The organism is Litoreibacter sp. (assembly GCF_039974535.1).
Classification (GTDB): Bacteria; Pseudomonadota; Alphaproteobacteria; order Rhodobacterales; family Rhodobacteraceae; genus Litoreibacter.
On the sequence record NZ_JBDWIU010000003.1, the window covers coordinates 38,453 to 61,389 of the forward strand.

General features: G+C 58.2%; 22 protein-coding genes. 6 read left to right on the plus strand and 16 right to left on the minus strand.

Features of this window, described 5'->3' with window-relative positions; all coding sequences use genetic code 11:
* Positions 1-3 precede the first annotated feature (3 nt).
* The 10 genes from ABJN86_RS01330 to ABJN86_RS01375 all read right to left on the minus strand — a co-directional run bounded on the left by ABJN86_RS01330 (position 4) and on the right by ABJN86_RS01375 (position 8,795).
* On the minus strand, positions 4-633 hold the full coding sequence (locus ABJN86_RS01330) for a hypothetical protein (protein WP_348364606.1): 630 nt from the start codon (positions 631-633) through the stop codon (positions 4-6).
* Positions 623-835: a hypothetical protein gene (locus ABJN86_RS01335; RefSeq protein ID WP_348364604.1), complete on the minus strand. Its 213-nt coding sequence runs from the start codon at positions 833-835 to the stop codon at positions 623-625. The genes ABJN86_RS01330 and ABJN86_RS01335 overlap by 11 nt, the downstream gene beginning before the upstream one ends.
* On the minus strand, positions 832-2,217 hold the full coding sequence (locus ABJN86_RS01340; RefSeq protein ID WP_348364603.1) for an ATP-binding protein: 1,386 nt from the start codon (positions 2,215-2,217) through the stop codon (positions 832-834). The genes ABJN86_RS01335 and ABJN86_RS01340 overlap by 4 nt, the downstream gene beginning before the upstream one ends.
* The gene (locus ABJN86_RS01345; RefSeq protein ID WP_348364602.1) at positions 2,214-3,173 is read right to left on the minus strand and encodes a Pvc16 family protein; all 960 of its coding nucleotides are present in this window, start codon (positions 3,171-3,173) and stop codon (positions 2,214-2,216) included. The genes ABJN86_RS01340 and ABJN86_RS01345 overlap by 4 nt, the downstream gene beginning before the upstream one ends.
* 1 nt (position 3,174) lies before the next feature.
* Positions 3,175-4,155, minus strand: coding sequence for a hypothetical protein (locus tag ABJN86_RS01350; RefSeq protein ID WP_348364601.1), 981 nt, complete (start codon positions 4,153-4,155; stop codon positions 3,175-3,177).
* Positions 4,152-4,949: a hypothetical protein gene (locus tag ABJN86_RS01355; protein ID WP_348364600.1), complete on the minus strand. Its 798-nt coding sequence runs from the start codon at positions 4,947-4,949 to the stop codon at positions 4,152-4,154. Before ABJN86_RS01355 ends, ABJN86_RS01350 begins: the two co-directional genes overlap by 4 nt.
* On the minus strand, positions 4,949-5,461 hold the full coding sequence (locus tag ABJN86_RS01360) for a phage tail protein (RefSeq protein ID WP_348364599.1): 513 nt from the start codon (positions 5,459-5,461) through the stop codon (positions 4,949-4,951). The genes ABJN86_RS01355 and ABJN86_RS01360 overlap by 1 nt, the downstream gene beginning before the upstream one ends.
* A gap of 54 nt (positions 5,462-5,515) precedes the next feature.
* Complete coding sequence (locus ABJN86_RS01365) at positions 5,516-7,114, minus strand: phage tail sheath C-terminal domain-containing protein (protein WP_348364597.1); 1,599 nt, start codon at positions 7,112-7,114, stop codon at positions 5,516-5,518.
* A gap of 515 nt (positions 7,115-7,629) precedes the next feature.
* A complete protein-coding gene (locus ABJN86_RS01370) occupies positions 7,630-8,604 on the minus strand; it encodes an ROK family protein (RefSeq protein ID WP_348364595.1) in 975 nt (324 codons plus the stop codon).
* 5 nt (positions 8,605-8,609) lie between these two features.
* Positions 8,610-8,795, minus strand: a complete 186-nt coding sequence (locus tag ABJN86_RS01375) for a family 1 glycosylhydrolase (RefSeq protein WP_348364593.1) — start codon at positions 8,793-8,795, stop codon at positions 8,610-8,612.
* Between the two features lie 152 nt (positions 8,796-8,947).
* On the opposite strand from ABJN86_RS01375, the gene edd reads away from it, so the two are divergent.
* Together edd and eda are read left to right on the plus strand one after the other, a co-directional pair.
* Positions 8,948-10,753 carry a phosphogluconate dehydratase gene (gene edd, locus ABJN86_RS01380; RefSeq protein WP_348364592.1) on the plus strand — a complete coding sequence of 602 codons (1,806 nt, stop codon included), beginning with the start codon at positions 8,948-8,950 and terminating at the stop codon, positions 10,751-10,753.
* 76 nt (positions 10,754-10,829) lie between these two features.
* Entirely contained in the window at positions 10,830-11,471 is a 642-nt protein-coding gene (gene eda, locus ABJN86_RS01385; RefSeq protein ID WP_348364591.1) for a bifunctional 4-hydroxy-2-oxoglutarate aldolase/2-dehydro-3-deoxy-phosphogluconate aldolase, read from the plus strand.
* Positions 11,472-11,479: 8 nt separating this feature from the next.
* Here the strand turns inward: eda and ABJN86_RS01390 are convergent, their stop codons facing one another.
* Entirely contained in the window at positions 11,480-11,977 is a 498-nt protein-coding gene (locus ABJN86_RS01390) for a thioredoxin family protein (RefSeq protein WP_348364589.1), read from the minus strand.
* Between the two features lie 112 nt (positions 11,978-12,089).
* On the opposite strand from ABJN86_RS01390, the gene ABJN86_RS01395 reads away from it, so the two are divergent.
* Positions 12,090-12,794, plus strand: coding sequence for an SOS response-associated peptidase (locus ABJN86_RS01395; RefSeq protein WP_348364588.1), 705 nt, complete (start codon positions 12,090-12,092; stop codon positions 12,792-12,794).
* Between the two features lie 6 nt (positions 12,795-12,800).
* On the opposite strand, the gene ABJN86_RS01400 is transcribed toward ABJN86_RS01395, so the two are convergent.
* The 4 genes from ABJN86_RS01400 to ABJN86_RS01415 all read right to left on the minus strand — a co-directional run bounded on the left by ABJN86_RS01400 (position 12,801) and on the right by ABJN86_RS01415 (position 17,745).
* Positions 12,801-14,363 carry a trimethylamine methyltransferase family protein gene (locus tag ABJN86_RS01400; RefSeq protein ID WP_348364586.1) on the minus strand — a complete coding sequence of 521 codons (1,563 nt, stop codon included), beginning with the start codon at positions 14,361-14,363 and terminating at the stop codon, positions 12,801-12,803.
* A 223-nt stretch (positions 14,364-14,586) separates the two neighbouring features.
* Entirely contained in the window at positions 14,587-15,741 is a 1,155-nt protein-coding gene (locus ABJN86_RS01405) for a TPM domain-containing protein (protein ID WP_348364584.1), read from the minus strand.
* A 40-nt stretch (positions 15,742-15,781) separates the two neighbouring features.
* Complete coding sequence (locus tag ABJN86_RS01410) at positions 15,782-16,576, minus strand: isocitrate lyase/phosphoenolpyruvate mutase family protein (protein WP_348364583.1); 795 nt, start codon at positions 16,574-16,576, stop codon at positions 15,782-15,784.
* On the minus strand, positions 16,573-17,745 hold the full coding sequence (locus ABJN86_RS01415) for a pyridoxal phosphate-dependent aminotransferase (RefSeq protein ID WP_348364581.1): 1,173 nt from the start codon (positions 17,743-17,745) through the stop codon (positions 16,573-16,575). Before ABJN86_RS01415 ends, ABJN86_RS01410 begins: the two co-directional genes overlap by 4 nt.
* A 260-nt stretch (positions 17,746-18,005) precedes the next feature.
* Between ABJN86_RS01415 and cysS the strand changes: the two genes are divergently transcribed.
* Genes cysS through ABJN86_RS01430 form a run of 3 tightly spaced genes read left to right on the plus strand, consistent with a single transcriptional unit; the run spans position 18,006 to position 21,701 of the window.
* Positions 18,006-19,346, plus strand: a complete 1,341-nt coding sequence (gene cysS / locus ABJN86_RS01420) for a cysteine--tRNA ligase (protein WP_348364579.1) — start codon at positions 18,006-18,008, stop codon at positions 19,344-19,346.
* A complete protein-coding gene (gene cimA, locus ABJN86_RS01425; protein ID WP_348364578.1) occupies positions 19,343-20,959 on the plus strand; it encodes a citramalate synthase in 1,617 nt (538 codons plus the stop codon). The genes cysS and cimA overlap by 4 nt, the downstream gene beginning before the upstream one ends.
* Positions 20,949-21,701, plus strand: a complete 753-nt coding sequence (locus ABJN86_RS01430) for a squalene/phytoene synthase family protein (protein WP_348364576.1) — start codon at positions 20,949-20,951, stop codon at positions 21,699-21,701. The genes cimA and ABJN86_RS01430 overlap by 11 nt, the downstream gene beginning before the upstream one ends.
* Here ABJN86_RS01430 and ABJN86_RS01435 read toward each other — a convergent pair.
* Positions 21,694-22,932, minus strand: coding sequence for an MFS transporter (locus tag ABJN86_RS01435; RefSeq protein WP_348364575.1), 1,239 nt, complete (start codon positions 22,930-22,932; stop codon positions 21,694-21,696). The genes ABJN86_RS01430 and ABJN86_RS01435 overlap by 8 nt on opposite strands.
* Positions 22,933-22,937: the final 5 nt, after the last annotated feature.

Sequence of the window (22,937 nt, forward strand, 5' to 3'; positions counted from 1 at the left end):
GTGCTATCCTCCCAAACCGGACACAAGGTTTAAACCGGTGCCAATGGTCTGGCGGGTTTTGTCAGCAAGGAAGAAGGGGTTTGCACTCTCAATGACCTGCATCGTCAGCCCCATCTCGGCGCGGTAGGGCATAAGGTTTGGCAGGTGGAATGCCTCCTTCTGGGTCACTCCGGTCAGAAATACGGGCAACAATTGCATTCCCCATGCAAAGACCAAGACCGATGCGGTTTCGTCGCGTTCAAACGCCCGCGACCCTGACAGGCCTAGGGAGGCAAGAACCTTCACACCGCCGGGACCTTGCACTTTAGGCTCGGCCATGGACCTGAGAGTATCGATCTGGGGTTGGACCCCAAAAGTCTTTGCGATGGCCTCGCCGTCGTTGAGCGCGTCAGTGGCATCAAGCAAGATGGTGACCGAAAAGCTCTCGGCTTGCATCTCGACGCCTTGCGATACGCGGGAGGTCTCTAGTGGGGACACAAAGTCGTACCCGCCACGCGACCCCGGGGCGTCCCCCGTCTTCACCGTAACGGTGCGCGAGCGGCTGATTTCTTGGGGGTTGAATTGGAACCTCAGCGCCAAGGGGGGCACCGTTAGCCCGTATTCAAACAGCATGCCTTTGGTTTCAATGGCCATGGCGACCACCTTTCAGTCCTGCACCGACTTGACTGGCCAACACGGATCCATTTTGCCCGTGGCTGTTGATATGCACGGGCCCGTCGGGAGAGGCGCCCTTCGCCAATGCTTCCCCCACGGCTTGGGCAATAGCACGAGCATCATGAGGTGCGGTGTTAGCCATCGAAGCAGGCAGCTTTAAGGTGAGGCGTTTCAGTTTCATTCTGCCACCTCAAGGAATTCGGCCAGATAGCCGACTTCGCTGGGGCGCACATGACGTGCATCCTTGGTGAGTTCCGCCCAAATCGCGCGGGAGATGTGGGGAAGATCAATCGTCCCTGTGTCGGAGTAGGACAACACGGCCGCATAGGTGGCTGCGTTGGATATGCTGCCGCCCGATAGGCGGACGGCTGACCCCAACTCCTCTAGATCCACGCGCGCGGCGAGAGGGGCCTTGGGCGGGAGAAGCGTTTTCCAAAGTGCGGCGCGCGCGGCATCATCTGGAGTTGGAAAGTCGACGACCAATTGGAACCGCCGCAAGAAAGCTGGATCGACGTTGGCACGCAGGTTGGTGGTTAAAATGACGGGGCCGCTGTGGCGCTCAAAGCGCGCGAGCATATGGCTGACCTCCAAATTCGCGTAGCGATCACGCGCGTCGGAGACCTCGCCACGTTTCCCCAAAAGCCCGTCGGCCTCGTCGATTTGCAAAATGGCGTTGCGCCCCTCTAAGCTGTCGAGCAGCGCGTTGAGGTTCTTCTCAGTCTCGCCCACATATTTGGACATGATGCGCCCAAGGTCGAGGCTGTAGAGCGCCCAAGGCGCACCTGTCCGCATCCCCAATTCAGTGGCAAGTACAGTCGCGGCAAAGCTTTTCCCCGTGCCCGAAGCCCCAGAAAACAAGGCCAATGGTCCGTGAACCGCGCGGGCGCCCCAGTCGCGGGTCATGGCGTGACGGTGCTCCACCCATGATGCGAATTCGCGAAGTTGACGCAAGGTGGCTGAGGGTAAAACCAGTTGATCCCATGTCCCGCGTGCGGATGAAAGTGACGCGCCGGGGGGCGGGGACAGCTCTGGATCACGATCAAGCATTGTGCGGATCAGAACCGGGCCTGGGCGCAAGGTTTGTGCGGGCGTATCGCCCTCAACCTTGATCAGGCCCGATGTCACCAACGGAGAGGTTGGTGTAAGGCGGGCGATGAGGCCCGCGATATCTTCGGTCGTCTCCAAGAGCAGCAACTCTTGCAACAAGGCCAAGCTGGGCCAAGGGGCCCCAATTTGAGGCTGCAGAGACTGGATGCGCGGCGCGAAAGCTGGGCGTGCAACGGGGGCCAAAGCAAATGCCATGAGGTCCACATCCAACGCGGTGAATTGGTCTAGCACGTCGCCCTCAATTATCGCGCCTAGCCCTTCCCAACTACCAGCATTGCGCGTGGTGCTGACGGTTTCGTTGAGCGCCGCGAAACGCTTCGAGAACCCGTCGTCCAAGCTTGCATTCGTGCGTTGAGCCTCGGCTAGGGAAAGCATCTCGTGGATGCGGGCCCATTCCAAATCCATTGCGGATGACAAAAGTTCGGTGATCTCAAGGGGCGGAGGGGCAAGTGTCATGTGACCTCAATTCCTACGGTATTGCCTGCTGGCATGTCGGCTCCAACAGGACGAATGACCAATGTTGCGACGTCACCAGACGCGGCGTTTTGCAGATCGACAGCAATGAGGGCAGTTTGCAGATCAAGCGCGTTTGATGTGATGACCGCGTTCTGGGGCGACTGGGACTGCGTGGTTTCATCCGCGCGCTGCCATTGAACGGAGATCGCAACCTCTGCGTCGGGCTGGCCCGCAATGGCGAGCTGTACCTGAGACGTTCCCGGCGCGACTGAGGTCTGTGATGTTAACATGTCTGCGACACGGATCATCGAGAAGGGGAGCCAGCTGTGGTTCGAATTCGCGGGCGTGATGGCTATAGGCGTTGAGGAGAATTTGCTGTCCGGCTTCGCATCTGCGCTTAGATCCAAGACCGCATTTTGCACCGGAACTGGTGGTGGGGCATAGGTCAATGGCTCGACGGGGATAAGCGCCAATTCGTACGCCACGGAGAGCCTATAGGATGTGTCGCTGCCTTGGATGGACCAGATATGGTTCATTTCCTCCATCTCGGTTGCCTGAAGGACCGCTTGGATGCGGTATTGGCTAACCTGAGGGGCCGGCGAGTTTCCCGGGAGGACGGTGGGGATCACCGGTTGCGATTGCAGCACCCGCAACGCATGGCCCAGAACCCGTAGATCCTTGTCCTTTATGGCCGCATCTGTTGCATCCGAGAACGCAGTTAATAATACGTGCGCACGAATGAACGTAGGCTCGTTCGGGGTTAAATCAGGGTGGATGCCGGAGGGCGACAAGCGGTAGCAAAACACGTTGAGGACCGCCTTGTCAGAGCCTTTGGCCTGATCGGCTGCAATGTTGGGAGTTCCAACAGTCACGGTGACGTCTTGGGTGAAGCTCGCCGCCAGATGGTCGGCAAACCCTTGAATGGCGATGGATAGGGAACTGGCATCTAATGCCATATCAAATGCCCCCTAAGTATCTGCGCCGGGCCATGGCGGACAAGTCATGTGATGGGGACGCAGGCTGCGCGGCGCGCGCGGGTTCTTGGATCACGACATCAACTTGATCAATCACAACCTTGGCGGGACCTTCGAGGATGTCAGATGTAGGTTGCGGGGATGGGTCAAACGTGGGGGGCGCGTCGTGGAGATCTGGCAAAGTTTGCTCAAAGGTTGGCTGTGGCTGCTCAGGTTGCGGTGCTGGTGTGGCCTCCGGTGCGGGTGCGGGGATGGCTTCCGGCGTTACAGGCGCATTCGGCGTGTTCGACACGGCAGATGATATGGCTGATGGCGTCACCTCGCGGTGAAGTGCCATAGCTGGTGGCGTTTCTTCTAAGTCGGGTAAGGGCGTGTGTGATGGGGCGTCGGGGGGCATTAGGGTGTCGTCTTGTATTTCGGCACGGCTCAGGTCTGGGCTGGATGCGCGGCGTAAAGGTTGCAGGTCTTCGTCCATGCGCATCATTGGCGCGGCCTCAGGTTCATCTGCGGTATCCGTGCGGCTCACATTGGATTTCATGGTCGCATTGGGGGCCGCCATTGGGCGCAAGGCTTGGGCGTCGGCCTCTTCGCTTTCTTCCATACGGTGCAAAGCTTGGACGCTTTCTGTCTCCTCAGGCTCCTCAAGGCGGTGCAGAGGTTGGGCTTCTTCCTCTGTTGATCGACGCATTGGCTGCAGGTCTTCCTCCGGTGCGCGGTGAAGCGGCAGAGCCTCGTCTGGTGCTGCGGCCTCGCGGCTCAGGTCGGCTTGTTCCTCGTCTTGCCGTCTTAAGGGGGCCGCTTGCTCCTCTAGCTCCTCGCGGCGCATGGGGTGCGCTTCTTCATCCTCCATCCGCGACAGAGGGGACGTCATTTGGTGGCTGCTTGGCTGAGGCATACCTTTAGGGCGGATACTGGTCGCCGTGACGTGGCCCGCACGGGGCAAAAGACGGTTAAGTAAACTCATCTGCGCGCGCCTTGAGACATTTGCGTGATGATTTCGGCATAGCGCCGACGCCGCGAGGAGGGCATGTCGAGGATGTCACGTTCATCCCAGTGGTAGGCCCGCGCGATCAGGTGAACTTGGCCCAATAGGTTGCGTGCATCGGGGAAGGCGAAGTTCAGCGGGTCTATATGCGCTGAGGTTTCGGCATCACACAGGGGGCAATGGGTCGTAAGGGCGTCAGGTATGTCTGGGGTCGCGGCGTCCAGTTGGGCTTCGATCAGGTCTAGGTCAGACCGGTTGAACCGAGATGCCTGATCAGCGGCGGCGTGATCCAACCCACATGACGCGGCCAGAACGCGCAACGCGGTGGGGGCGGAGGCGTCTACAAGGGCCCGCTCCGTGGTGCCATTTGGAACCTCGAAACGGCGCGGCCCTAGGGTGGTCTCAACCTCGATAACGGGGAAGGCTTTGGGTATGTCAGATCTTGGGGTGTCGGCCAGAGAGGCTGATATGTCATAGGCTTCGCCGCATGCGCTACAACTTGCTTGGAACCACCGTAAGCCGGGCTGAAACAGCAGGGCGGCCCTTGTCAGGCACCATGCGCGCGCGCCGGTGGCCAAACGATCCACCAACTCGCGGGTGACGGGCAGGCCGCCGATGGTGGAAAACATCGCACCCAAGACGCCGCTTACCTGTTCGGGGCGGGTTGGCAGCTGCAAGGCATCGGCCAATGCGAGCTCAACCCGCCCCGTCAGGGAGCGCGGTGTTGCGGTGGGAAATCCCACGGCAAGGGTCATGGGGGCGCGGTCTGCCATTAGGACTCAGCTGGCTCGGCCACGGCCGTGTCACGTGTGAAGCCTTCATAAGCCAGCGTAATGGACTGAATTCCAACGGCATTCATGCTGTTGGCATCCATTTCAGGTAGGGCTTGGTACTCAGTCACGAAGGCACGGCGCAGCACATATGACATTGCGGGGGTGCCTTGCAAGTTCAACACGTTAATGACCACGTCGCGGCGAAAGTTGAGCAGGCTCATGCCCGCGTCACCATCGGCGACGTTGTTGACGGCGTTGGCCCACTCCTCAAACACTGGATCATGGCTTAGACCTTGCTCGAGCGTTACGTTCTCAAACTTGGTGCCGCCGGGCATGGCGCGTTGGTAGCTGGGATCCCCAGCAGCACGCCAATTGACCACTTCGGTGGTCTTTTTCAAGGCCCCCATTTTGGAGAGGCCTGCGACGGTTTTGCCCGCGATTACCACCTGAAACTTGAACGTTCGATAGGGGTCGTACCGGTGGGCATTTGCGGGAAACATTGGGGCTGTCATTGGACAAAATCCTTCTGAAAAAGTCTTTTAAATCTGAAAACTGGAGCGCTTTTCTTAGGCGGTTTGCCCGACCTTCTGGCTGATCTGAACCACCACAAATTCGGCAGGTTTCAGCGGGGCAAAGCCGACTGACACACGTACAATGCCTGCGTCAATGTCGCCTTGGGTCATGGTCGATCCCAAGCCGCAATTCACGAAATAAGCATCACTTGCCTTCTCTCCTTGGAAGGCGCCGGATCGGTGCAACCCATCCATGAAATTGCCCACAGAGGCGCGTAATCCACCCCAAAGCTTGTGATCATTTGGCTCAAATACGACGGCCTGCAAAGCGTTGTAGAGGCTTTCACCAATCATGTTCTGGGTCCGTCTGACCGAAATATACCGGTATTGCGGTTTTGCTTTCGTGGCTGTGGTGCGGGCGCCCCAAATGACGGTTGGGCCGGTGATTGAGCGCAAGCAATTGACGCCCCATTCATTGAGATTGTCCTGCACGCCATTGCCGACCAAACGCTCAGGCCCAAACGTGCCGCGCACGCCGGCCTCTAGACCGGCAGGAGCCTTCCAAACCCCGCGAGTCCCATCGATCCGTGCCCACATCCCAGCGGCAACCGCTGCGGGACCAACGAGAAAACTGCGCGGCTCTTCTGGGGTCAGCTCTGCATCGAAATGTGGATTTCCCAGCTCCACGCGCGGGTAATACAGCGCCGCATAGGGCGAGTTGGTGAAGACAGCGGCCTGTGCCTGTTTCGGGGTCGTGATTGCCTTGTCGTCTGGATCGACAATGACCATGCGGTTTTGCATTTTTTCTGCATGAGCAATGGCCTTTTGATAGATGACTTCTCTCCCAACGGTGGCCGTGACGACATCAGGCAAGACGATGATTGACACATCGCGATAATCTTCTAGACGGCCTAAAGCTTCGGTGTATTGCGCGTCGGCTGGGGAAGCGGAGTCGGTCCCATTCTCGGTGATGTCCTCGACGGATTTGTCAGCGTTTGGCATCGCGACATCTGCGCCAAAGGAGATATCGATCAAGGTGGATCCCTTATTCACCGCAGCGGTGGCCAAATCGATTGCGGCCTTGAGCTTCGCCGCAGCGTTTCCATCGCCCACTTCCCAGTCAAAGCCGGTGAAGCTTTCAATGGCTTGCTCTAGTTTTTTGGAGCCATCAGGCTGCAAAGCCCAAGTGCCAATCACGAAATCAAAGGTCTTGGTGTCCTTATCGCTGGTCATGGTGACCATTAAATCATTGGCCCATGTGCCAGTATCTTTCGCAACAACACTGACTGACTTGGCCTCAGGCGCGCCACTGATTTTCAGCTGAGCGGCGGCTTTGGCACCTCCCGATCCTTGAACCGGCACAACATAAGCCTTGGTGCCGCCATTGGCGAAATAGGTGTTCACCGCAAGGCCAAACAAGTCTGCTTGCTCGCCGCTCAGGTTTTTTACCCCTCCTGCAGACCCATCACCGGGGCCAAACAGGGTATTGTATTGTGCAGGTGAGGTAATGAAGGTCGGAGTGCCTGCGGATTTGGTGACTGGGGCACCACGGCGGACGTGGCCGATGAAGGCTGTGACAGATGTGGATGCGGCCTCAATGGCCAATGCGTTAGATGGGACATGTTCGATGTAGACGCCGGGATGTTGGTACATGAGGCTCTGGCTCCTTGGCAGTGTGACGGTCAGCAGAATTGGTCCAGCCCCGAGCCGACAGGCACGGAACAGGGGCTTCAAATTTTAGCTTTGCCGAAATCCCGAAGCCTTCGGTCCTCTCGACTGGGAAGAGCTCAGCGAGAGGACCAGCATTTTGGCGGTTTTGGGACAGTGCAGGGATGCACTTAGCGCCAGAATGCGGGCTTGCGGTGCCCGGCGGCCTGCAAAGGGAAAATCCTCGTCGAAAGCAGTGCGGCCGGGCGGCAAGTAGAGTTAGGTAATAAAATAAATGGATCACTCACCATCTATGAAAAAACTCTGCGATATTCCTCGCTGGCCGATCAAGAGTGGAATCTGCGCACGTGGAGTTCATCGTTAAATTTACATTAAAAACAACATGTTAATAGGTGTGAATAAGGTGTGAAATGAATTTCACACCCGAAATTAAGACAATTTCGCTAGAGTTTTGTGGGAATGTTGCGACTGCGGCGACGCCGTTGCAGTCGGATTCTTTGCTAGCTGAGGGCGCAAAGATAGTTGGCGCAGCCCGTGAGTGCTGCGTAGTCATCCTCGATTACGCCAACTTCAAATTGGGTTATGAAGTCGGTAAATCGACCTTTATCGCGAAAGGCCTCCTCGAAGCCCAATGGGGCGAAGTGTTGGGCAAAGGCCCGCGCCACGCCACCAGAGAAGTAAATACCGCCAAAGGGAAGGTGGATGAGGGCCATATTTCCCGCAACAGTCCCAAGCATGCGCACAAACATTGTCGCGGCCTCGCGGGCGCGATCGTCGGTTCCAGCCTCGAAGCCCGCCATGATGTCAGCCGCATTTATATCGCGGGGCTCACCGGCCTCTATTCCAAGCCATGAGTAGAGGCGCTCCAATCCGCGGCCCGATAACATGTCTTCGACGGCGGGAAATCCGTGGGTGGTCTCAAAGTACTGCGCTAATCGCAGGTCCTGGGCATTTCGAATGGGTAAGTTAATGTGGCCACTTTCGGAAGGGGGCACATGGCGGCCGCCGCGCGTTTCATAGACGGGGGCTACGTTGAACCCGGTGCCAACGCCGATCACCAGTTTGGTGTCGCTGGCGGAAGGCTGATCGCTGCTTGCGGCGACCAAAGATGTGACAGCCCCTTGAGACAGTGAGCCCAAAGCATAGCCTTGGGCTTGCAAATCGTTCAACAGATAGGCGGTCTTGGATTTCGTCGCCCGAACCAATGTAGCCTCGTCCAACTCCCAGTCCAAGTTTGTCATGGAGCCACGCCCGTCCGCCACAGGACCAGCCAAGGCCACACATGCACCTTGGCAGTCCACGCTTTGCGCGTCGATGTATGTACTGAGGACGGCCTCCAATCCCGGGTAGTCCACATTGGAGTAGCGGGTGACTGTGTCTTTTAGCAGCCGTGTCCCTTGTGCGAGGGCGACACGCGTGTTGGTTCCGCCTATGTCGGCAACAAGGGAGTATGTACTATTGGCTGGGCGGGTCATCTTGATCAGGCTTTCAATGGCGTTGCCAACGCGTGGTAAGAGGCTTTGGGCGCGCGTTCAAGCGTCTCGAAGTTCACAGGAGCAAAACCAAAGCATTTTTCACAACCCAACACCCGTTCAAACTTGCCCAACAGGACCCAAAATGTATAGCCCTTCAGTGGCGCACCATAGGCGATGGATTTCTGCGTCATCAACGGTGCATTCGTTTGTCGAACAGCAATTGATGCTCTACCGTTAATACATGGGCCATAGGCGCGACAATCAGGCGCAATAGTATCAGCCGTCTAGTGTTTACTGTTAGCGCTAACGGTTTTATACGGAAGCCAGCCCCAAGGAGGATGCCATGCCGCTAAATTCAACCGTTCAAACTGTCACGCAACGGATCATCGATCGCTCTAAAGGCACACGTAGCGCTTATATGGCGCGTATGCGTCAAGCTATGGACGAAGGCCCGCGTCGAGCGCATCTGACATGTGGCAACCAAGCGCACGCTTATGCGGCGATGGAAGGCGATCAGGCTCCAATGCTTGAGGGGCAGGGCGGCAATATCGGCATCATTTCCGCATACAATGATATGCTGTCTGCGCATCAACCGTTCAAAGATTACCCAGACCTAATTAAGGCGACCGCACGCGCCAACGGCGGAACCGCGCAAGTCGCGGGCGGCGTTCCAGCGATGTGTGATGGCGTCACGCAAGGCCAAGTGGGGATGGAGCTGTCGCTATTTTCGCGCGATGTCATCGCGTTGGCGGCGGGGGTCGCGCTGAGCCATAACACCTTCGATTCTGCCGTGTACCTTGGTGTGTGCGACAAGATTGTACCGGGCCTTGTCATGGCAGCGGCAACCTTTGGCTACCTTCCGGGTATCTTCCTGCCCGCAGGTCCAATGGCCTCTGGCCTGCCCAACGATGAGAAAGCTAAGGTCCGCCAGCAATTCGCTGCGGGTGAAGTCGGCCGCGACAAGCTTATGGAAGCGGAGATGGCGTCCTACCACTCGCCGGGCACATGTACCTTCTATGGGACGGCCAACTCCAACCAAATGCTGATGGAGTTCATGGGGCTGCATTTGCCGGGTTCTAGCTTCGTGAACCCGAACACCGAGATGCGCGACGCGTTGACAAACTACGGCGCTAAGCGGGCGTTGGAGATCACGGCGCTTGGCAATGAGTTCACTCCGGTGTGCGACATCTTGGATGAGAAGACATTCGTGAACGGGCTGGTTGGCCTCATGGCAACAGGTGGATCGACCAACTTGGTGATCCACATTATCGCGATGGCGCGGGCTGCGGGCGTGATTTTGGACCTGCAAGATTTGTCTGATCTGTCGGACGCGACCCCATTGATGGCGCGAGTTTATCCAAACGGCTTGGCGGATGTGAACCACTTCCATGCAGCGGGCGGGCTGACCTATATGATTGGTGAGCTGCTTGAGGCAGGCTTGCTGCACCCCGACACGCGCACGGTTATGGGCGACGGGATGGGGCTTTACGCCAGAGATCCGAAGCTGCGCGACGGCGTGTTGACATGGGAAGACGCCCCGCGCGAGACCCAGAACGACCGCATTTTGCGCCCCGCAAGTGATCCCTTCGCACCTGAGGGGGGCTTGAAGCAGCTGCAGGGCAACTTGGGGCGCGGGGTGATCAAGGTCTCTGCCGTGGCACCTGAGCGCCGCGTGATCGAAGCGCCTGCACGCATCTTCCACACGCAAGATGCGGTGAAGGCGGCGTTTAAGAATGGCGAGTTCACCCAAGACACCATCGTTGTGGTGCGCTTCCAAGGGCCAAAGGCCAACGGGATGCCAGAGCTTCACGGCTTGACGCCTGTTCTTGCGGTTCTGCAGGATCGCGGGTTGAAGGTGGCTTTGGTCACGGATGGCCGCATGTCAGGTGCCTCGGGCAAGGTGCCGGCGGCGATCCACGTGTGTCCAGAGGCGGTTGACGGTGGACTTATCGGCAAACTGCAAGACGGTGACCTGATCCGATTGGATGCAACAACCGGCACATTGCAGGTGCTAACGGAGGGTGTGGATGCCCGCACCGCAGCTAGCCCAGACCTGAGCGACAATTCGCACGGGATTGGCCGCGAGCTGTTCTCGATCTTCCGCGAAACGGCGGGTATTGCGGCTGATGGTGCGGGGGTGGTGGTCTAATCGGGCGAGTTGTTTTAAAAGGCGCCCGACAAGGCCGCTTACGCGGCTATTCTGACCTCCTAAAAGGACTTTGACTATGACACCTATGCAAGCCAGCCAACTCGCCCGTGAAATTTGCGAACTTGCGCCAATCGTACCGGTATTGGTTGTTGATGATGCAAAAGACGCGCAGCCGTTGGCAAAAGCACTGGTCACCGGTGGCTTGCCTGCACTGGAGGTCACACTTCGCACGCCTGCTGCGCTCGACGTGATCGCTGAGATGGCAAAGGTAGAGGGCGGCGTTGTTGGTGCTGGCACTTTGCTGACGCCCGAAGATGTTCACGCGGCCATCGATGCGGGTGCTAAGTTTGGCGTGTCCCCGGGCGCGACGGATCGTTTGTTGGATGCGTGCGAGGAAGCAGGCCTGCCATTGCTGCCGGGTGTTGCATCCGCGACCGAAGCTATGCGCCTGTTGGAGCGTGGCTACACCATGCTGAAGTTCTTCCCAGCTGAGGCTGCGGGCGGTGCACCTGCTGTTAAGGCAATCGGCGCGCCAATCCCACAAGTGAGCTTTTGCCCGACAGGCGGCGTAAGCCCCTCCAACGCAAACGGCTACCTCAGCTTGCCGAATGTGACTTGCGCTGGCGGGTCTTGGGTTGCACCAAAAGACAAAATCCAAGCAGGCGACTGGGATGGTATCACGGTGATCGCCAAAGACGCCGCAGCACTGAAGGCCTAAGTCAAAATCTACCCGTGCGCGTCCTCATGGGCGGCCAATGCTTGTTGCAATTGGTCGTCCCCAATCGGGCCGCGCACGACCCGCACCATCTCGCCATCGCGGTCGAACAACAGCAAGGTGACATGCGGCACGCCGTATTTTGCAGCAAATTCTGCCCCGCTAGGTGACTTGATGTTAGCAACTAGGAAGTTGAACTTACCCTGCCTAAAGTCCTTCAAGGCCCTGCGGGTTTGGTTTTGCAATGTCTTGCAAAGCGGGCATTGCGGGTCATGAATTTGAACAACGCTCAATGACCCGTTCCCGATTTTGCTGAAATCCCCCTCACCAATCGTCGCTTGGACGGAGCGCACAGAAAAATAGCCGACAGCGCCGAGCACAGGTAGAGCGATAGCGCCATTGCGTGCAAGTTTCAGAAAGTCGCGACGGCTGCGCTTGGCAGGTTGCGGGGCGTTTTGTTCAGCGTTCTTTGACTTCTTGCCCTTGGGTTTTCTGTTTTGCTTTTTCATGTAGCGTTCCTTCACAAGGGGCAGAACTTCGCGCGATCTGGCGGGGAGGGCAAGTCACATTTCGTTGAATCCGTCGCTGGACAAGGGCACGGTAAGTTCTCATTCTGCGACCATGTGCGGAAGACTTATAGGTGGCGACAGGACGCAAGCCGAGATGGCGGAGTTAGTTAACGGATTTTTGTATCCGACTAAGGCCATTTCAATTGATGCCTCCGCCCCAGATCCCGCGACCGGATATAACATCGCGCCGACCCAGCAGGTCAGTCTGCTTTACCCTGAGGCCGATGGGCAGTTGATCGCCAGCAGCGCGCGGTGGTGGTTTGTCCCGCCTTGGCACAAGGGCGATGTGAAGGACTGGAAGGCCACCACCTTCAACGCTAAGATCGAGACGGCCTTTGAGAAGCCGACGTTTCGGCAATCATGGAACAGCGGTCGCTGCCTGATCCTTGCATCTGGATATTACGAATGGAGCGGGCCTAAAACAGATAAGCAACCGCACCGGATTTATGTTGAACAAAATCAGCCGATTATGCTGTTCGCAGGGCTTCAGTCCAAACGCAGGGACGGTATGCGGTCCTGCACCATCCTGACGCGTGCCGCTTTGCCCGAGATACAGGAGCTGCATCCGCGCATGCCAGTTGTCTTGAATAGCGATGAAGCGGAGCGGTGGCTTAGCGGGGCGGATAGTAACGATACCATTCAGGCCGAGTATGGCACCCAGTGGCAGGGCCGTTTTCGCCATCACCGCGTGGCCAAATTTGGCGCGCGCGATGATGGGCCCGAACTGATTGAAGAGTTCAACGACAGGTTGTTTTAAGCCGGATTATTGAGGCAAGTGAATGTTGAACCGCTCGCGAATGGCTTGATCCAGTATCGGGTCAAACTGCGCTATCGATGGCTCGGCTAAAATCGCTTCTTTCTTTGCCGTAGCGTTCACGATCAGGTCGGGTTTTTCGTTCTCAAGCCATTCCTTTGGCGAGGTTCGGTCACCTAAGTTGGGGTAGACATAATCGCTTTCCATCCGGCCCAAGGTCTGCTGTGAGCCCAGATAATGGCCAACGCCGTCGGTCCCGTCGGTGCCAAGGCAAGTCTTGCGCATCACGTCTAGGGCAAGGGTTTCTTCATTGACTTCAATGCCGCGTACGCAACGCAAGGCCTGACCGATCAAGTCGTCCCCAAGGATTAGGCTTTCATGGCAAAACCCAAGCAGTGACGCATGCATGCCAGCGGCCTCATATACCATATTCAGCCCCGATAACCCAGCCATGACGCTGGAACACATCTGCTCCCAACCTGCCTGCATGTCCGGCAACTTGGAGTCTGATGCGCCTGCCGCCGCACCGCCCGGGATGCCGTAGAACTTATGCATCTGAGCGCAGCCCGAGGTCAGCAATGCCTGCTCGCCGGAACCCACCGACATAGCGCCCGTGCGCAGGTCCAACCCGAGGGGCCAAGTGCCAAAGATCGCCGGATGGCCCGGTTTGATCGCGTTGACATAGACGACACCTGCCAAGCATTCCGCCACTGCTTGCACGATGGCGCCCGCGACGGTGGATGGGGCCGTGGCGCCCGCCATGCCGGCTGAGAGCAGCAAGACGGGCATACCGCCCGCGATACATTCCTCCATCACGCGGCAGGCCTCGGTGGCGAATTTCATCGGAGGGACGACAAAGCAGTTGCTGTTGGACACGAAGGGCCGCGCGCGCCATGCTTCCTCGGAGCCTGCGATCATGTGCAACATGTCCAAAGCGCCCGCGACGTAGTCGGGTTCCGTGAAGGACACGCCGATATGTTTGGTTGTGCCGCGCGAGCAGGCATAGATCGTGTTGAGGTCCATCTCGTAGTTGTCGAGGATGTCGCGACACACCATTGGGCGTTGCAAGAAGTGCAGATTGTCCAGACGGTCCGCGATGCGCGCCGCATCAAACAGGTCTTGCACCGTGCTTTCGCGGTAGTCGCGGCCATTCACATCCACCAAGTGAACAGCAGCGCCTGCGGTGCCGAAATGCACGCGTGCGCCGTTGAGGTGCAGGTCGTTTTCGGATTTGCGCCCATGAAGGGTCACGTCCTTACAGGCCACGCTCAACATGTCCTCGACCAAAGCGCGGGGGAAGCGGATACGGCCATCATCGCCCAAAATGGCACCTGCACCGGTCAGGATTTCGACCCCTGTGTCTGGGGCGTCAGCGAGGCCGATGTCCTCAAGCGCTGTTAGGGCCGCCTCGTGGATGTTGGCGATGTCGATGTCGGAGAGGACGCGCAACTGGCCGCCCTGCATTCCGGGGGAAACGGCGCGTTTTTCGGCCGATAGGGGGGCAGCACGCAGTGCGCGGCGCGCGGCGCGACCGCCAGAGCGGCGGGAGGTCGTTGGAGTTTGATCATTCATGATGTAGGCCTTTGCAAAGATGTCAGGGCTGGCTATTCGCGCTCACATCTTTGTCGGACGCCCTCGGGCGGCACGGCCTCTGCGTGCCCCAATGGTGCGGGCCACAAGAACGGTTTTGCATCCGTGTCGTTGCATTGGTCTCCTCCTAGGGCCAGCATTTGGCTGAAAAGGAGGGCAATCTGTTCTATTTACGCCAAATCAGTCTATTTGCGTCATCAAAACGCTACCAGCTGCCTGATGCGCCGCCTCCAGAAGAGCTGCCGCCGCCGAAGGACGAGGAGGACGAGCTGCCAATGCTTGACGACCCGCCATCTGAATTGTTTTCGGGAAGGCGCGGGGTAGAGACCTTCTCGCTGGCAGTGTGATCGCAGTTGTGGCAGCGGTGATCGAGTTGATCTATGCCCATGCTGGCCGTGGATGCTGGGGTGACTACAAATCGTGTGGTCTCATAGGTGTGGTAGTTACAGTTGGGGCAGGCGGACTTCTTGGAGAACAGCGTTGAGTAGCCGATGACCGTGATATGCTCGTCGTTGGGGCAAATCCAAACGCCATAGTTTTTTGATTTGATCCTTTCCTCCACCAATTGGCCATGGTCCAGATATTGGTCTTCCTGCGCGTCACCTAACCGCAGCATTATGGTGCCGCATTCGGGGCACTTCCTCGGGCGATATTGCTGCACACCGCGAAAGCCGAAAAAACCGCCCAATGACGTGAGAACAGCCACGATGATGGCCCCCAGCGGATTGCCGGAGATATAAGCGAGAATGTTCGCTATGATCCCAACGGGGCGTGGTTCAGGTGGCTGCTCTAGAACCACTGGTTGCGGTGGTTGCGGGACTTGAGGTTGCGACGCTTTCGGTGTCGCAGCTTGAGTGGGTGCGTCGTTGGGATGTTTGATCCTGCTAAGGCTTGCGTTTGTTCCAGCCAAAATACCGTCTGCAATGCGTCCTTCGCGAAAGGCAGGAAGGATTTGGGTCTGGATGATGCGCGCTGCAATGCCGTCTTGGCGGGCAGGGTATCCCGCGCCCAAGGCAATGCGAATTTCGCGGTCCTCGATTGCGACCAAAAGCAAAATGCCGTCGTTCAGCTCGGCGTTACCGATGCCCCATCCATTGAACAGGTCTTTTGAAAAGCTGGTGATGTCATTTGAGGGCAGGTAATCCTCTCGCGAGCGTATCGTCACGACGGTCATCTCGCGGCCACGTTCCTCACGTGCCGTCAGCAAAACCGCGTTGATCTGGGCTTCTGCCTCATCGCTAAGGATGCCCGCAAAGTCGTTGGTCAGGACGGTATAATGCTCGGGGTAGGGCAGCTTTTCTTGTGCCGTGGCAAAGCAGGGCAGCATCAACGCGATCAAAAGAGCAAAAAAACGAACCATCAAATTATCCTTGTCGAAACACTTGATGGTGTGATGCCCCTTAACCCATGAGCTTGTCCACCTTTGCGCTAGAAATTCCTTTTGTTAACCCTGTGAAATCGCCATCACCGAACATGGATTGGCCAGCTTCAACAATCACACGGTGCGTTGCACTCGCAAGAGCCGAGCCCAGAGATATACGCGCAGCGCCCAACGCGGCGAATTCGGCGAGGCTATGTTTGGCGTAAGGGCCTGCCGCCAAGACGTTCACCGGTTTGTCTGTGGCATCGATCACCCGCTTTAAATCGTTCATTGTTTTGGGGATAGGGACATAAAGCCCATCAGCGCCAGCCTCGTCAAAGGCACGGATGCGGCGCAAGGCCTCTTCAATGTCATATGCGCCGGTCAGGACGCCGTCCGCACGGGCCACAAAGAAGAAATCATCTTTAAGGGCGCGTGCAGCACTCGCGGCGGCGCGCACACGTTCCACCGCGAGGTCAAAATCATAGACGCGATTGGAGGCCTCGATGGTGTCCTCTATGCAAATGCCAGCCAAGCCAACCTCGCCAGAGAGGCGCACGGTCGTGGCACATTCATCCGGGGCTTCGCCAAAGCCATCCTCAAAGTCACCCGACACTGGGACGCTGACGGCACCAATGAGGTCTTGCGCGTGGGTCAAGGCCTCGTCCCGCGAGACATTGCCGCCGTCGGAGCGGCCCAAGGTGAAGGCATGCGCTGCGGAGGAGGTGCCGATCGCCTTGGCGCCCAGACCTTGCAATACCTTTGCAGAGCCAATGTCCCATGCGTTGGCCAAGATAAATGGCTCACCGGGTTTGTGCAGGTCGCGAAACGTCATGGTTCTATCTCCTTTGCAAAGTCTACGATGGACTGAAGGGCGGTCTCAAAGGCGGCGTCCTCTACGGTCATTGCGACGCGGACATGGCCTGCAGCAGAGCTGCCGAAGCTTTCACCGGGCATGACTGCGATGTGGTGTGTGTCCAGTAATTTATCCGCGAAGTCCTCGCCGCTGAGGCCAGTGTTGCGAATGTCGAGCATCATGTACATAGCGCCCGAAGACGGCACCAAGCTGACGGCGTTCTGTTTGGCAATAACAGCTTTGCCCAAGGCGCGGCGGCGCTCGAACGGTGCGCCAACGTCTTGCTCCAGCGCGGTGCCCTCGCCCAAGGCGAAGGTGGCCGCGTCTTGGATGTAGCCCGGAACGCCGTAGGTTGTGTGGGTGGCGAGGGTGACCAAATGCGTGATGACCTCCTTGGGTCCTACGACCCAGCCCACGCGACTGCCGGTCATCGCGTGGCTTTTCGACATGGAGCCTATGACCAATGTGCGCTCGGCCATCCCGTCAAGCGTGCGGGGGCTGATATGGGTGCCGTCCCAGATTTGGGTGTCATAGACCTCGTCCGAGATGCACCACATGTCATTGTCGCGGCATGCGCGGGCGATGCCCTCAACCGTGTCCTTGGAGTAGACCACGCCAGTTGGGTTGTTGGGGGTGTTGACCAGCAGCGATTTGGCGCCTGCGCAGTTGTCGGTGATATCCGCGTAACTGGGTTCAAAAGCGTTTTCAGGATGACAGGGCACCGCACGCGGAATCGCACCTACGCCGCGCAATGTGCCGGGGTAGGTGGCGTAATAGGGGTCGCAGAACAGCGCCACGTCACCTTCGTCGCACACCGCGCTATGGGCCGCAAACAGGGCTGATTGCCCGCCTGGCGTGATCAGCACATTGTCGCGGGTCGTTGGCACGCCGGTGCGTGTTGTGAGCCGTTCTGCGACCGCGTCGCGCAGGGCGTCGGTTCCCGGAACCATAGCATAGCCCGTGTGCCCGCCACTGGCGGACCGGTGCATCGCGTCTAAGATGCTTTGATGTGTGCGGATGTCATGTTCTCCGATGGTCAACTCGATCACATCGGTGCCGTCAGCTACCATTCGGCGGGCCTTGTAGAACACATCCCACCCATCCGAGCCGCCACCCGTTAGGCCTTGTATCCGCTTTGATAAATCCATCGGTCACTCCTGTGGTATTGTCGCGAGAAGGCACTGCCAAAGTCGTGCCTGTCAATTCGATTTTTGTGATAGTCAATATAACTGACCTAAATACGCACTCGACCCCGCGCGGCGTGACTGCTATCGAAGACATATGACGACACGCACACTCATTATTTGCTGCTGTATTACCATCTGAGAATTCTCAGGCGGGTCGTTTCTGTTTTCCATCTTAGGTCAGTTTCGCTAAACCCGCCGCAACACCTGCGCGCGAGGCCACCATGACGATCAAGCTATATAACACCAAGACCCGCTCTAAGGAGGTCTTCACGCCGATCGAAGCTGATAGGGCGAGCATGTATGTCTGCGGCCCAACCGTCTACGATCGCGCGCATATGGGCAACGCACGCGCCGTGGTGGTGTTTGACACGCTTTACCGCTTGCTGCGCCATGAATTCGGCGCGGACCATGTCAAATATGTGCGTAATTTCACGGATGTGGACGATAAGATCAACGCGCGTGCAGCTGAGACCGGCCGCGCCATTTCCGACATCACCGAAGAAACCATCGGCTGGTTCTTGGACGACATGGGCGCCCTGGGCGCGCTGGAGCCCACGGACGCGCCACGGGCCACGAATTACATCGACCAGATGATCGCGATGATCGAGGATTTGATCGCCAAGGGCCATGCCTATGCGGCGGAGGGACATGTGCTTTTCAAGGTGCGCAGCTACAGCGATTACGGCACCCTGTCTGGGCGCTCGGTCGACGATATGATCGCGGGCGCGCGCGTGGAGGTTGCTCCTTATAAAGACGATCCAATGGATTTCGTGATGTGGAAGCCGTCCTCGGATGATTTGCCGGGATGGGACAGCCCTTGGGGGCGCGGGCGCCCGGGATGGCACATTGAATGCTCGGCTATGGCCTTTGACCTGCTGGGCGGTACATTTGACATCCACGGCGGGGGCAACGACCTGACCTTCCCGCACCACGAAAACGAGATTGCGCAAAGTAAATGCTGCGGCCACGACTTCGCCAACGTCTGGATGCACAACGAGATGTTGCAGGTGGAGGGCAAGAAGATGTCCAAGTCCTTGGGCAACTTCTTCACCGTGCGCGACCTGTTGGACCAAGGTATTGCGGGCGAGGTGATCCGCTTTGTGATGTTGAGCACGCATTACCGCAAGCCAATGGACTGGACCGAGAAGAAGCGCGACGAGGCGGAGAAGACGCTTCGCAAATGGGCGCAACTCGTCGACGGTGTGTCAGCGGGGCAGGCGGACGCGAAGTTCATCGAGTTCTTGTCTGACGACCTGAACACGTCGGGGGCCATTTCGCGTTTGCATGAGCTTGCGAGCGCCAATGAGCGTGAAACCCTTGCAGGGTCTCTCCAAATGCTTGGCTTCGAGTTAAAGGCGGAGGCTGGCGTTGATCTATCCGAACTCGCAGCGCAACTTCATAGCACTAGGGTGGCCGCAATGGAATCGAAGGATTTCTCGCAGGTGGACGCAATGAAGGCCGCCCTGGCTGAGGCTGGCGTCGAAGTCCGCATGAGCAAAGAGGGCGTCGAGCTGGACGCAGGTCCTAGTTTTGATGCGTCCAAGCTGGAGGGGCTGTCATGACGCGTGAACGCCTAACACTTTTCGACACCACATTGCGTGATGGCCAGCAAACACAAGGCGTGCAGTTCTCTACGCCAGAGAAGCTCGAAGTCGCCCAAATGCTCGACGGCTTGGGTATCGACTACATTGAAGGCGGCTGGCCCGGAGCGAACCCCACGGACAGCGAGTTTTTCGCCAATGCTCCCAAAACAAAAGCCACGATGACGGCCTTTGGGATGACCAAACGGGCGGGGCGCTCGGCCGAGAATGACGATGTGTTGGCGGCGGTTATGAATGCGGGGACGCCAGCGGTCTGCTTGGTGGGCAAGACCCATGAATTCCACGTCACAACGGCGCTTGGCATCACGCTTGACGAGAACTTGGAAAACATCGCCAAGAGCTTTCAGCACCTTGCAGCTCAAGGCCGCGAGACTTTGTTTGATGCCGAGCATTTCTTCGACGGTTTCAAATCCAACCCTGACTATGCGCTGTCATGCATTCATGCGGCCTATGACGCGGGCGCGTTGATTGTTTTGTGTGACACCAATGGCGGCACATTGCCGGCAGAGATGGCTGAAATCGTTGGGAAAGTCATTGAGAGCGGCATCCCCGGGGCGCGCCTTGGTATCCACACCCATGACGACACCGGAAATGCGGTGGCTGCATCGCTGGCGGCGGTGGATGCGGGCGTGCGCCATATCCAAGGCACGTTGAACGGGTTGGGGGAGCGTTGTGGCAACGCAAACCTGACGTCGATCATCCCAACCTTGCTGCTCAAGGAGCCTTACAAATCACGCTATGAGATTGGCGTGAAGGAAGAGAATTTGCCTCTTTTGACACTTGCCTCGCGGAAGCTAGACGACATTTTGAACCGTGTGCCCAACAAGCACGCGCCTTATGTCGGTGGCTCAGCGTTCGCACATAAAGCTGGGTTGCATGCCTCGGCGATCCTGAAAGACCCGACCACATATGAGCACATCGACCCTGCCAGTGTGGGCAACGCGCGCATCATCCCGATGAGCAATCAAGCAGGGCAGTCAAATCTGCGCAAGCGCTTGACTGAGATGGGGGTAGAAGACTTTGATGCTAGCGCCTTGCCGCGTATTCTTGATGTGATCAAGCAGCGTGAAGATGCAGGGTACTCCTATGACACGGCACAAGCGTCCTTTGAGCTGTTGGCGCGGGGCGAGTTGGGCCTGTTGCCAAACTTCTTCGAGGTGAAACGCTACAAGGTCACGGTGGAGCGTCGCAAAAACAAATATGACAAGATGATTAGCCTGTCGGAGGCCGTTGTGGTCGTAAAAGTCGGCAAGGAAAAGATGCTGTCCGTGTCCGAAAGCATGGATGAGACGGGATCGGATCGCGGGCCTGTGAACGCCCTGTCGAAGGCCTTGGCGAAGGACCTTGGCCCGTACTCGTCATTGATCGACGACATGCGGCTGATCGACTTCAAGGTGCGCATAACCCAAGGCGGCACCGAAGCCGTCACGCGGGTCATTATCGACAGTGCAGACGACAAAGGCCGCCGCTGGTCAACGGTTGGCGTATCTCCAAACATCGTTGATGCCTCCTTCGAGGCATTGATTGACGCGGTCAACTGGAAGCTGGTGCAAGAGGGTGCGAATGTCTCTTGAGGCCTGCCGCGCCCTAGTCGAGCGCGCTGATCCAGACCGCTTTGCGGCAGCAGAGCTGGCACCAGAGGCCGCACAACGCGTGCTTTGGCCGCTATACGCGATGAACGTGGAAGTCAGCCGCGCCCCTTGGGTCACCAAGGAGCCGATGATCGCCGAGATGCGCCTTCAATGGTGGCGGGACGCGTTAGAGGAAATTGCAGACGGCAAACCGGTGCGCGCGCATGAGGTGACGACAGCCTTGAGCGTGGCGATTGGTACCGACGAGGCGCGGCGCTTGGACAGTTTGGTGTCGGCCAGACGTTGGGACATCTACCCTGACGCCTTTGAGGATGAATTGGACCTGCTGAGCTACCTTGACCAAACCACAGGGTGCTTGATGGGTGCAGGGGCCACGGCGTTGGGTGCCCCAATGGAGGTGCTGCCTAATGTGGTCCTATACGGGCGCGGAGTTGGCCTTGCGCGCTTCTTGCAAGCAGCCCCTGAGCTGGAGGCCCGTGGCAAACACCCTCTGGTGGATGGTCGCCCCGAAGGTATCGCGGCCCTGTGCTATCAGGTGTTGCAGAGCATGCCCAGCCTTGGCGCGTTGAAGCGCGAGCTTGGTCCCCAAGCGGCACCTGTTTTGCGAGAAGGCTGGCAGGCACGCGGTGTGCTCAAGCAAGCCATAGCCAACCCAACCCGCGTGGCCGAGGGGGCTTTGGGGCTTAGCGAGTTCGGCAAGCGTTGGCGTTTGCTGCTTAGCTAGGGGCGGCGTCCTTGGGGCGTAGCGCCAGCCAGATCAATGCCGCACCTGCCAAGGTTAGGAATGGGATCATCGCGATGTTCACGGAGCTCCAACCCTGAGCGGCGTCCGCGCCGGAATTAATCAACCCGCCAGACGCCAGTGACGCCAGTGTGACGCAGCCAAACACGATCGAGTCGTTCATGCCTTGCACGACCCCACGCTCCGCCGTGGTGTGGGAGGATGCCAACATCGTCGTCGCACCGATGAAGCCGAAATTCCAACCAAAGCCCAGAAGGATCAAGGCGATAAAGAAGTTCTCGAGCGTCACTCCAGTTAGCGCGACAACCCCAGCCAGGCCAAGGATGACGAGCCCCGCGGCCACGATCTTCTCTACGCCGAAACGATTGATCAAATGGCCTGTGAAGAACGAGGGGATGAACATGGCGAGTACGTGGGCCGACACAATGTCGTTGGCATCATCAGACGAGAACCCGCAGCCCATGACGGCCAAGGGGGTGGAGGTCATCACCAAGTTCATGAGCGCATAAGACACCATGCCACAAATCACTGCCACGGCCACGCGAGGGGTTTTTAGCAGCTGCATTTTGCTCCGCACAGGCGCATCTGATCTGGCGGCGGCCATGGCTGCAGCATTGGGCAGATCGAGCAAGAAGAACAAGAAAAGGCCTGCAAGGTTCAAGACCACAATCGCCACGTAGCTGCCCAAGAAGGGGATGACGCTAAAGTCGAACATGAATTTGTTGAGCTGCGGGCCGATGATGGCCGACATGAGCCCGCCCGCCATAACGTAGGAAATCGCCTTGGCGCGGAATTGGTCCGAGGCTCCGTCGGCCGCCGCGAAACGGTAAAAGCCTTGGGCGGACATGTAGATGCCGCTGATGTAGCTGCCCAAAAGCAGCAGCAGGAACGAACCCAGATAGAGGCCAATACCCGCAACTAATGCGCCCGTTGCACCCGCGAGCGCTCCGATGATGAAGCCGGTTTGGCGGCCTCGGCGCTGCATCAAGGGGCTGATCCACAGGGCTGTGGTCATGGAGCCGAACACGATCAGAGAGATCGGTAGCGTGGCAAGGTAGGGGTTGGGCGTCAGGGCATTGCCAACCAATCCGCCCACCACAAAGAGCATTGGCATCTGACTGCCTAAGATCGCTTGGGCTGCGACCAGCACCGCGACGTTGCGGCAGGTGCGGGGATCGGATTTGGCGGGGGCTATTGTTGCTGCATCACTCATACGTA

Coding starts and splice junctions, on each gene's coding strand:
- ABJN86_RS01330 (WP_348364606.1), bottom strand. CDS start 633: ATGGCCATTGAAACCAAAGGCATGCTGTTTGAATACGGGCTAACGGTG.
- ABJN86_RS01335 (WP_348364604.1), bottom strand. CDS start 835: ATGAAACTGAAACGCCTCACCTTAAAGCTGCCTGCTTCGATGGCTAAC.
- ABJN86_RS01340 (WP_348364603.1), bottom strand. CDS start 2,217: ATGACACTTGCCCCTCCGCCCCTTGAGATCACCGAACTTTTGTCATCC.
- ABJN86_RS01345 (WP_348364602.1), bottom strand. CDS start 3,173: ATGGCATTAGATGCCAGTTCCCTATCCATCGCCATTCAAGGGTTTGCC.
- ABJN86_RS01350 (WP_348364601.1), bottom strand. CDS start 4,155: ATGAGTTTACTTAACCGTCTTTTGCCCCGTGCGGGCCACGTCACGGCG.
- ABJN86_RS01355 (WP_348364600.1), bottom strand. CDS start 4,949: ATGGCAGACCGCGCCCCCATGACCCTTGCCGTGGGATTTCCCACCGCA.
- ABJN86_RS01360 (WP_348364599.1), bottom strand. CDS start 5,461: ATGACAGCCCCAATGTTTCCCGCAAATGCCCACCGGTACGACCCCTAT.
- ABJN86_RS01365 (WP_348364597.1), bottom strand. CDS start 7,114: ATGTACCAACATCCCGGCGTCTACATCGAACATGTCCCATCTAACGCA.
- ABJN86_RS01370 (WP_348364595.1), bottom strand. CDS start 8,604: ATGACCCGCCCAGCCAATAGTACATACTCCCTTGTTGCCGACATAGGC.
- ABJN86_RS01375 (WP_348364593.1), bottom strand. CDS start 8,795: ATGACGCAGAAATCCATCGCCTATGGTGCGCCACTGAAGGGCTATACA.
- edd (WP_348364592.1), top strand. CDS start 8,948: ATGCCGCTAAATTCAACCGTTCAAACTGTCACGCAACGGATCATCGAT.
- eda (WP_348364591.1), top strand. CDS start 10,830: ATGACACCTATGCAAGCCAGCCAACTCGCCCGTGAAATTTGCGAACTT.
- ABJN86_RS01390 (WP_348364589.1), bottom strand. CDS start 11,977: ATGAAAAAGCAAAACAGAAAACCCAAGGGCAAGAAGTCAAAGAACGCT.
- ABJN86_RS01395 (WP_348364588.1), top strand. CDS start 12,090: ATGTGCGGAAGACTTATAGGTGGCGACAGGACGCAAGCCGAGATGGCG.
- ABJN86_RS01400 (WP_348364586.1), bottom strand. CDS start 14,363: ATGAATGATCAAACTCCAACGACCTCCCGCCGCTCTGGCGGTCGCGCC.
- ABJN86_RS01405 (WP_348364584.1), bottom strand. CDS start 15,741: ATGGTTCGTTTTTTTGCTCTTTTGATCGCGTTGATGCTGCCCTGCTTT.
- ABJN86_RS01410 (WP_348364583.1), bottom strand. CDS start 16,576: ATGACGTTTCGCGACCTGCACAAACCCGGTGAGCCATTTATCTTGGCC.
- ABJN86_RS01415 (WP_348364581.1), bottom strand. CDS start 17,745: ATGGATTTATCAAAGCGGATACAAGGCCTAACGGGTGGCGGCTCGGAT.
- cysS (WP_348364579.1), top strand. CDS start 18,006: ATGACGATCAAGCTATATAACACCAAGACCCGCTCTAAGGAGGTCTTC.
- cimA (WP_348364578.1), top strand. CDS start 19,343: ATGACGCGTGAACGCCTAACACTTTTCGACACCACATTGCGTGATGGC.
- ABJN86_RS01430 (WP_348364576.1), top strand. CDS start 20,949: ATGTCTCTTGAGGCCTGCCGCGCCCTAGTCGAGCGCGCTGATCCAGAC.
- ABJN86_RS01435 (WP_348364575.1), bottom strand. CDS start 22,932: ATGAGTGATGCAGCAACAATAGCCCCCGCCAAATCCGATCCCCGCACC.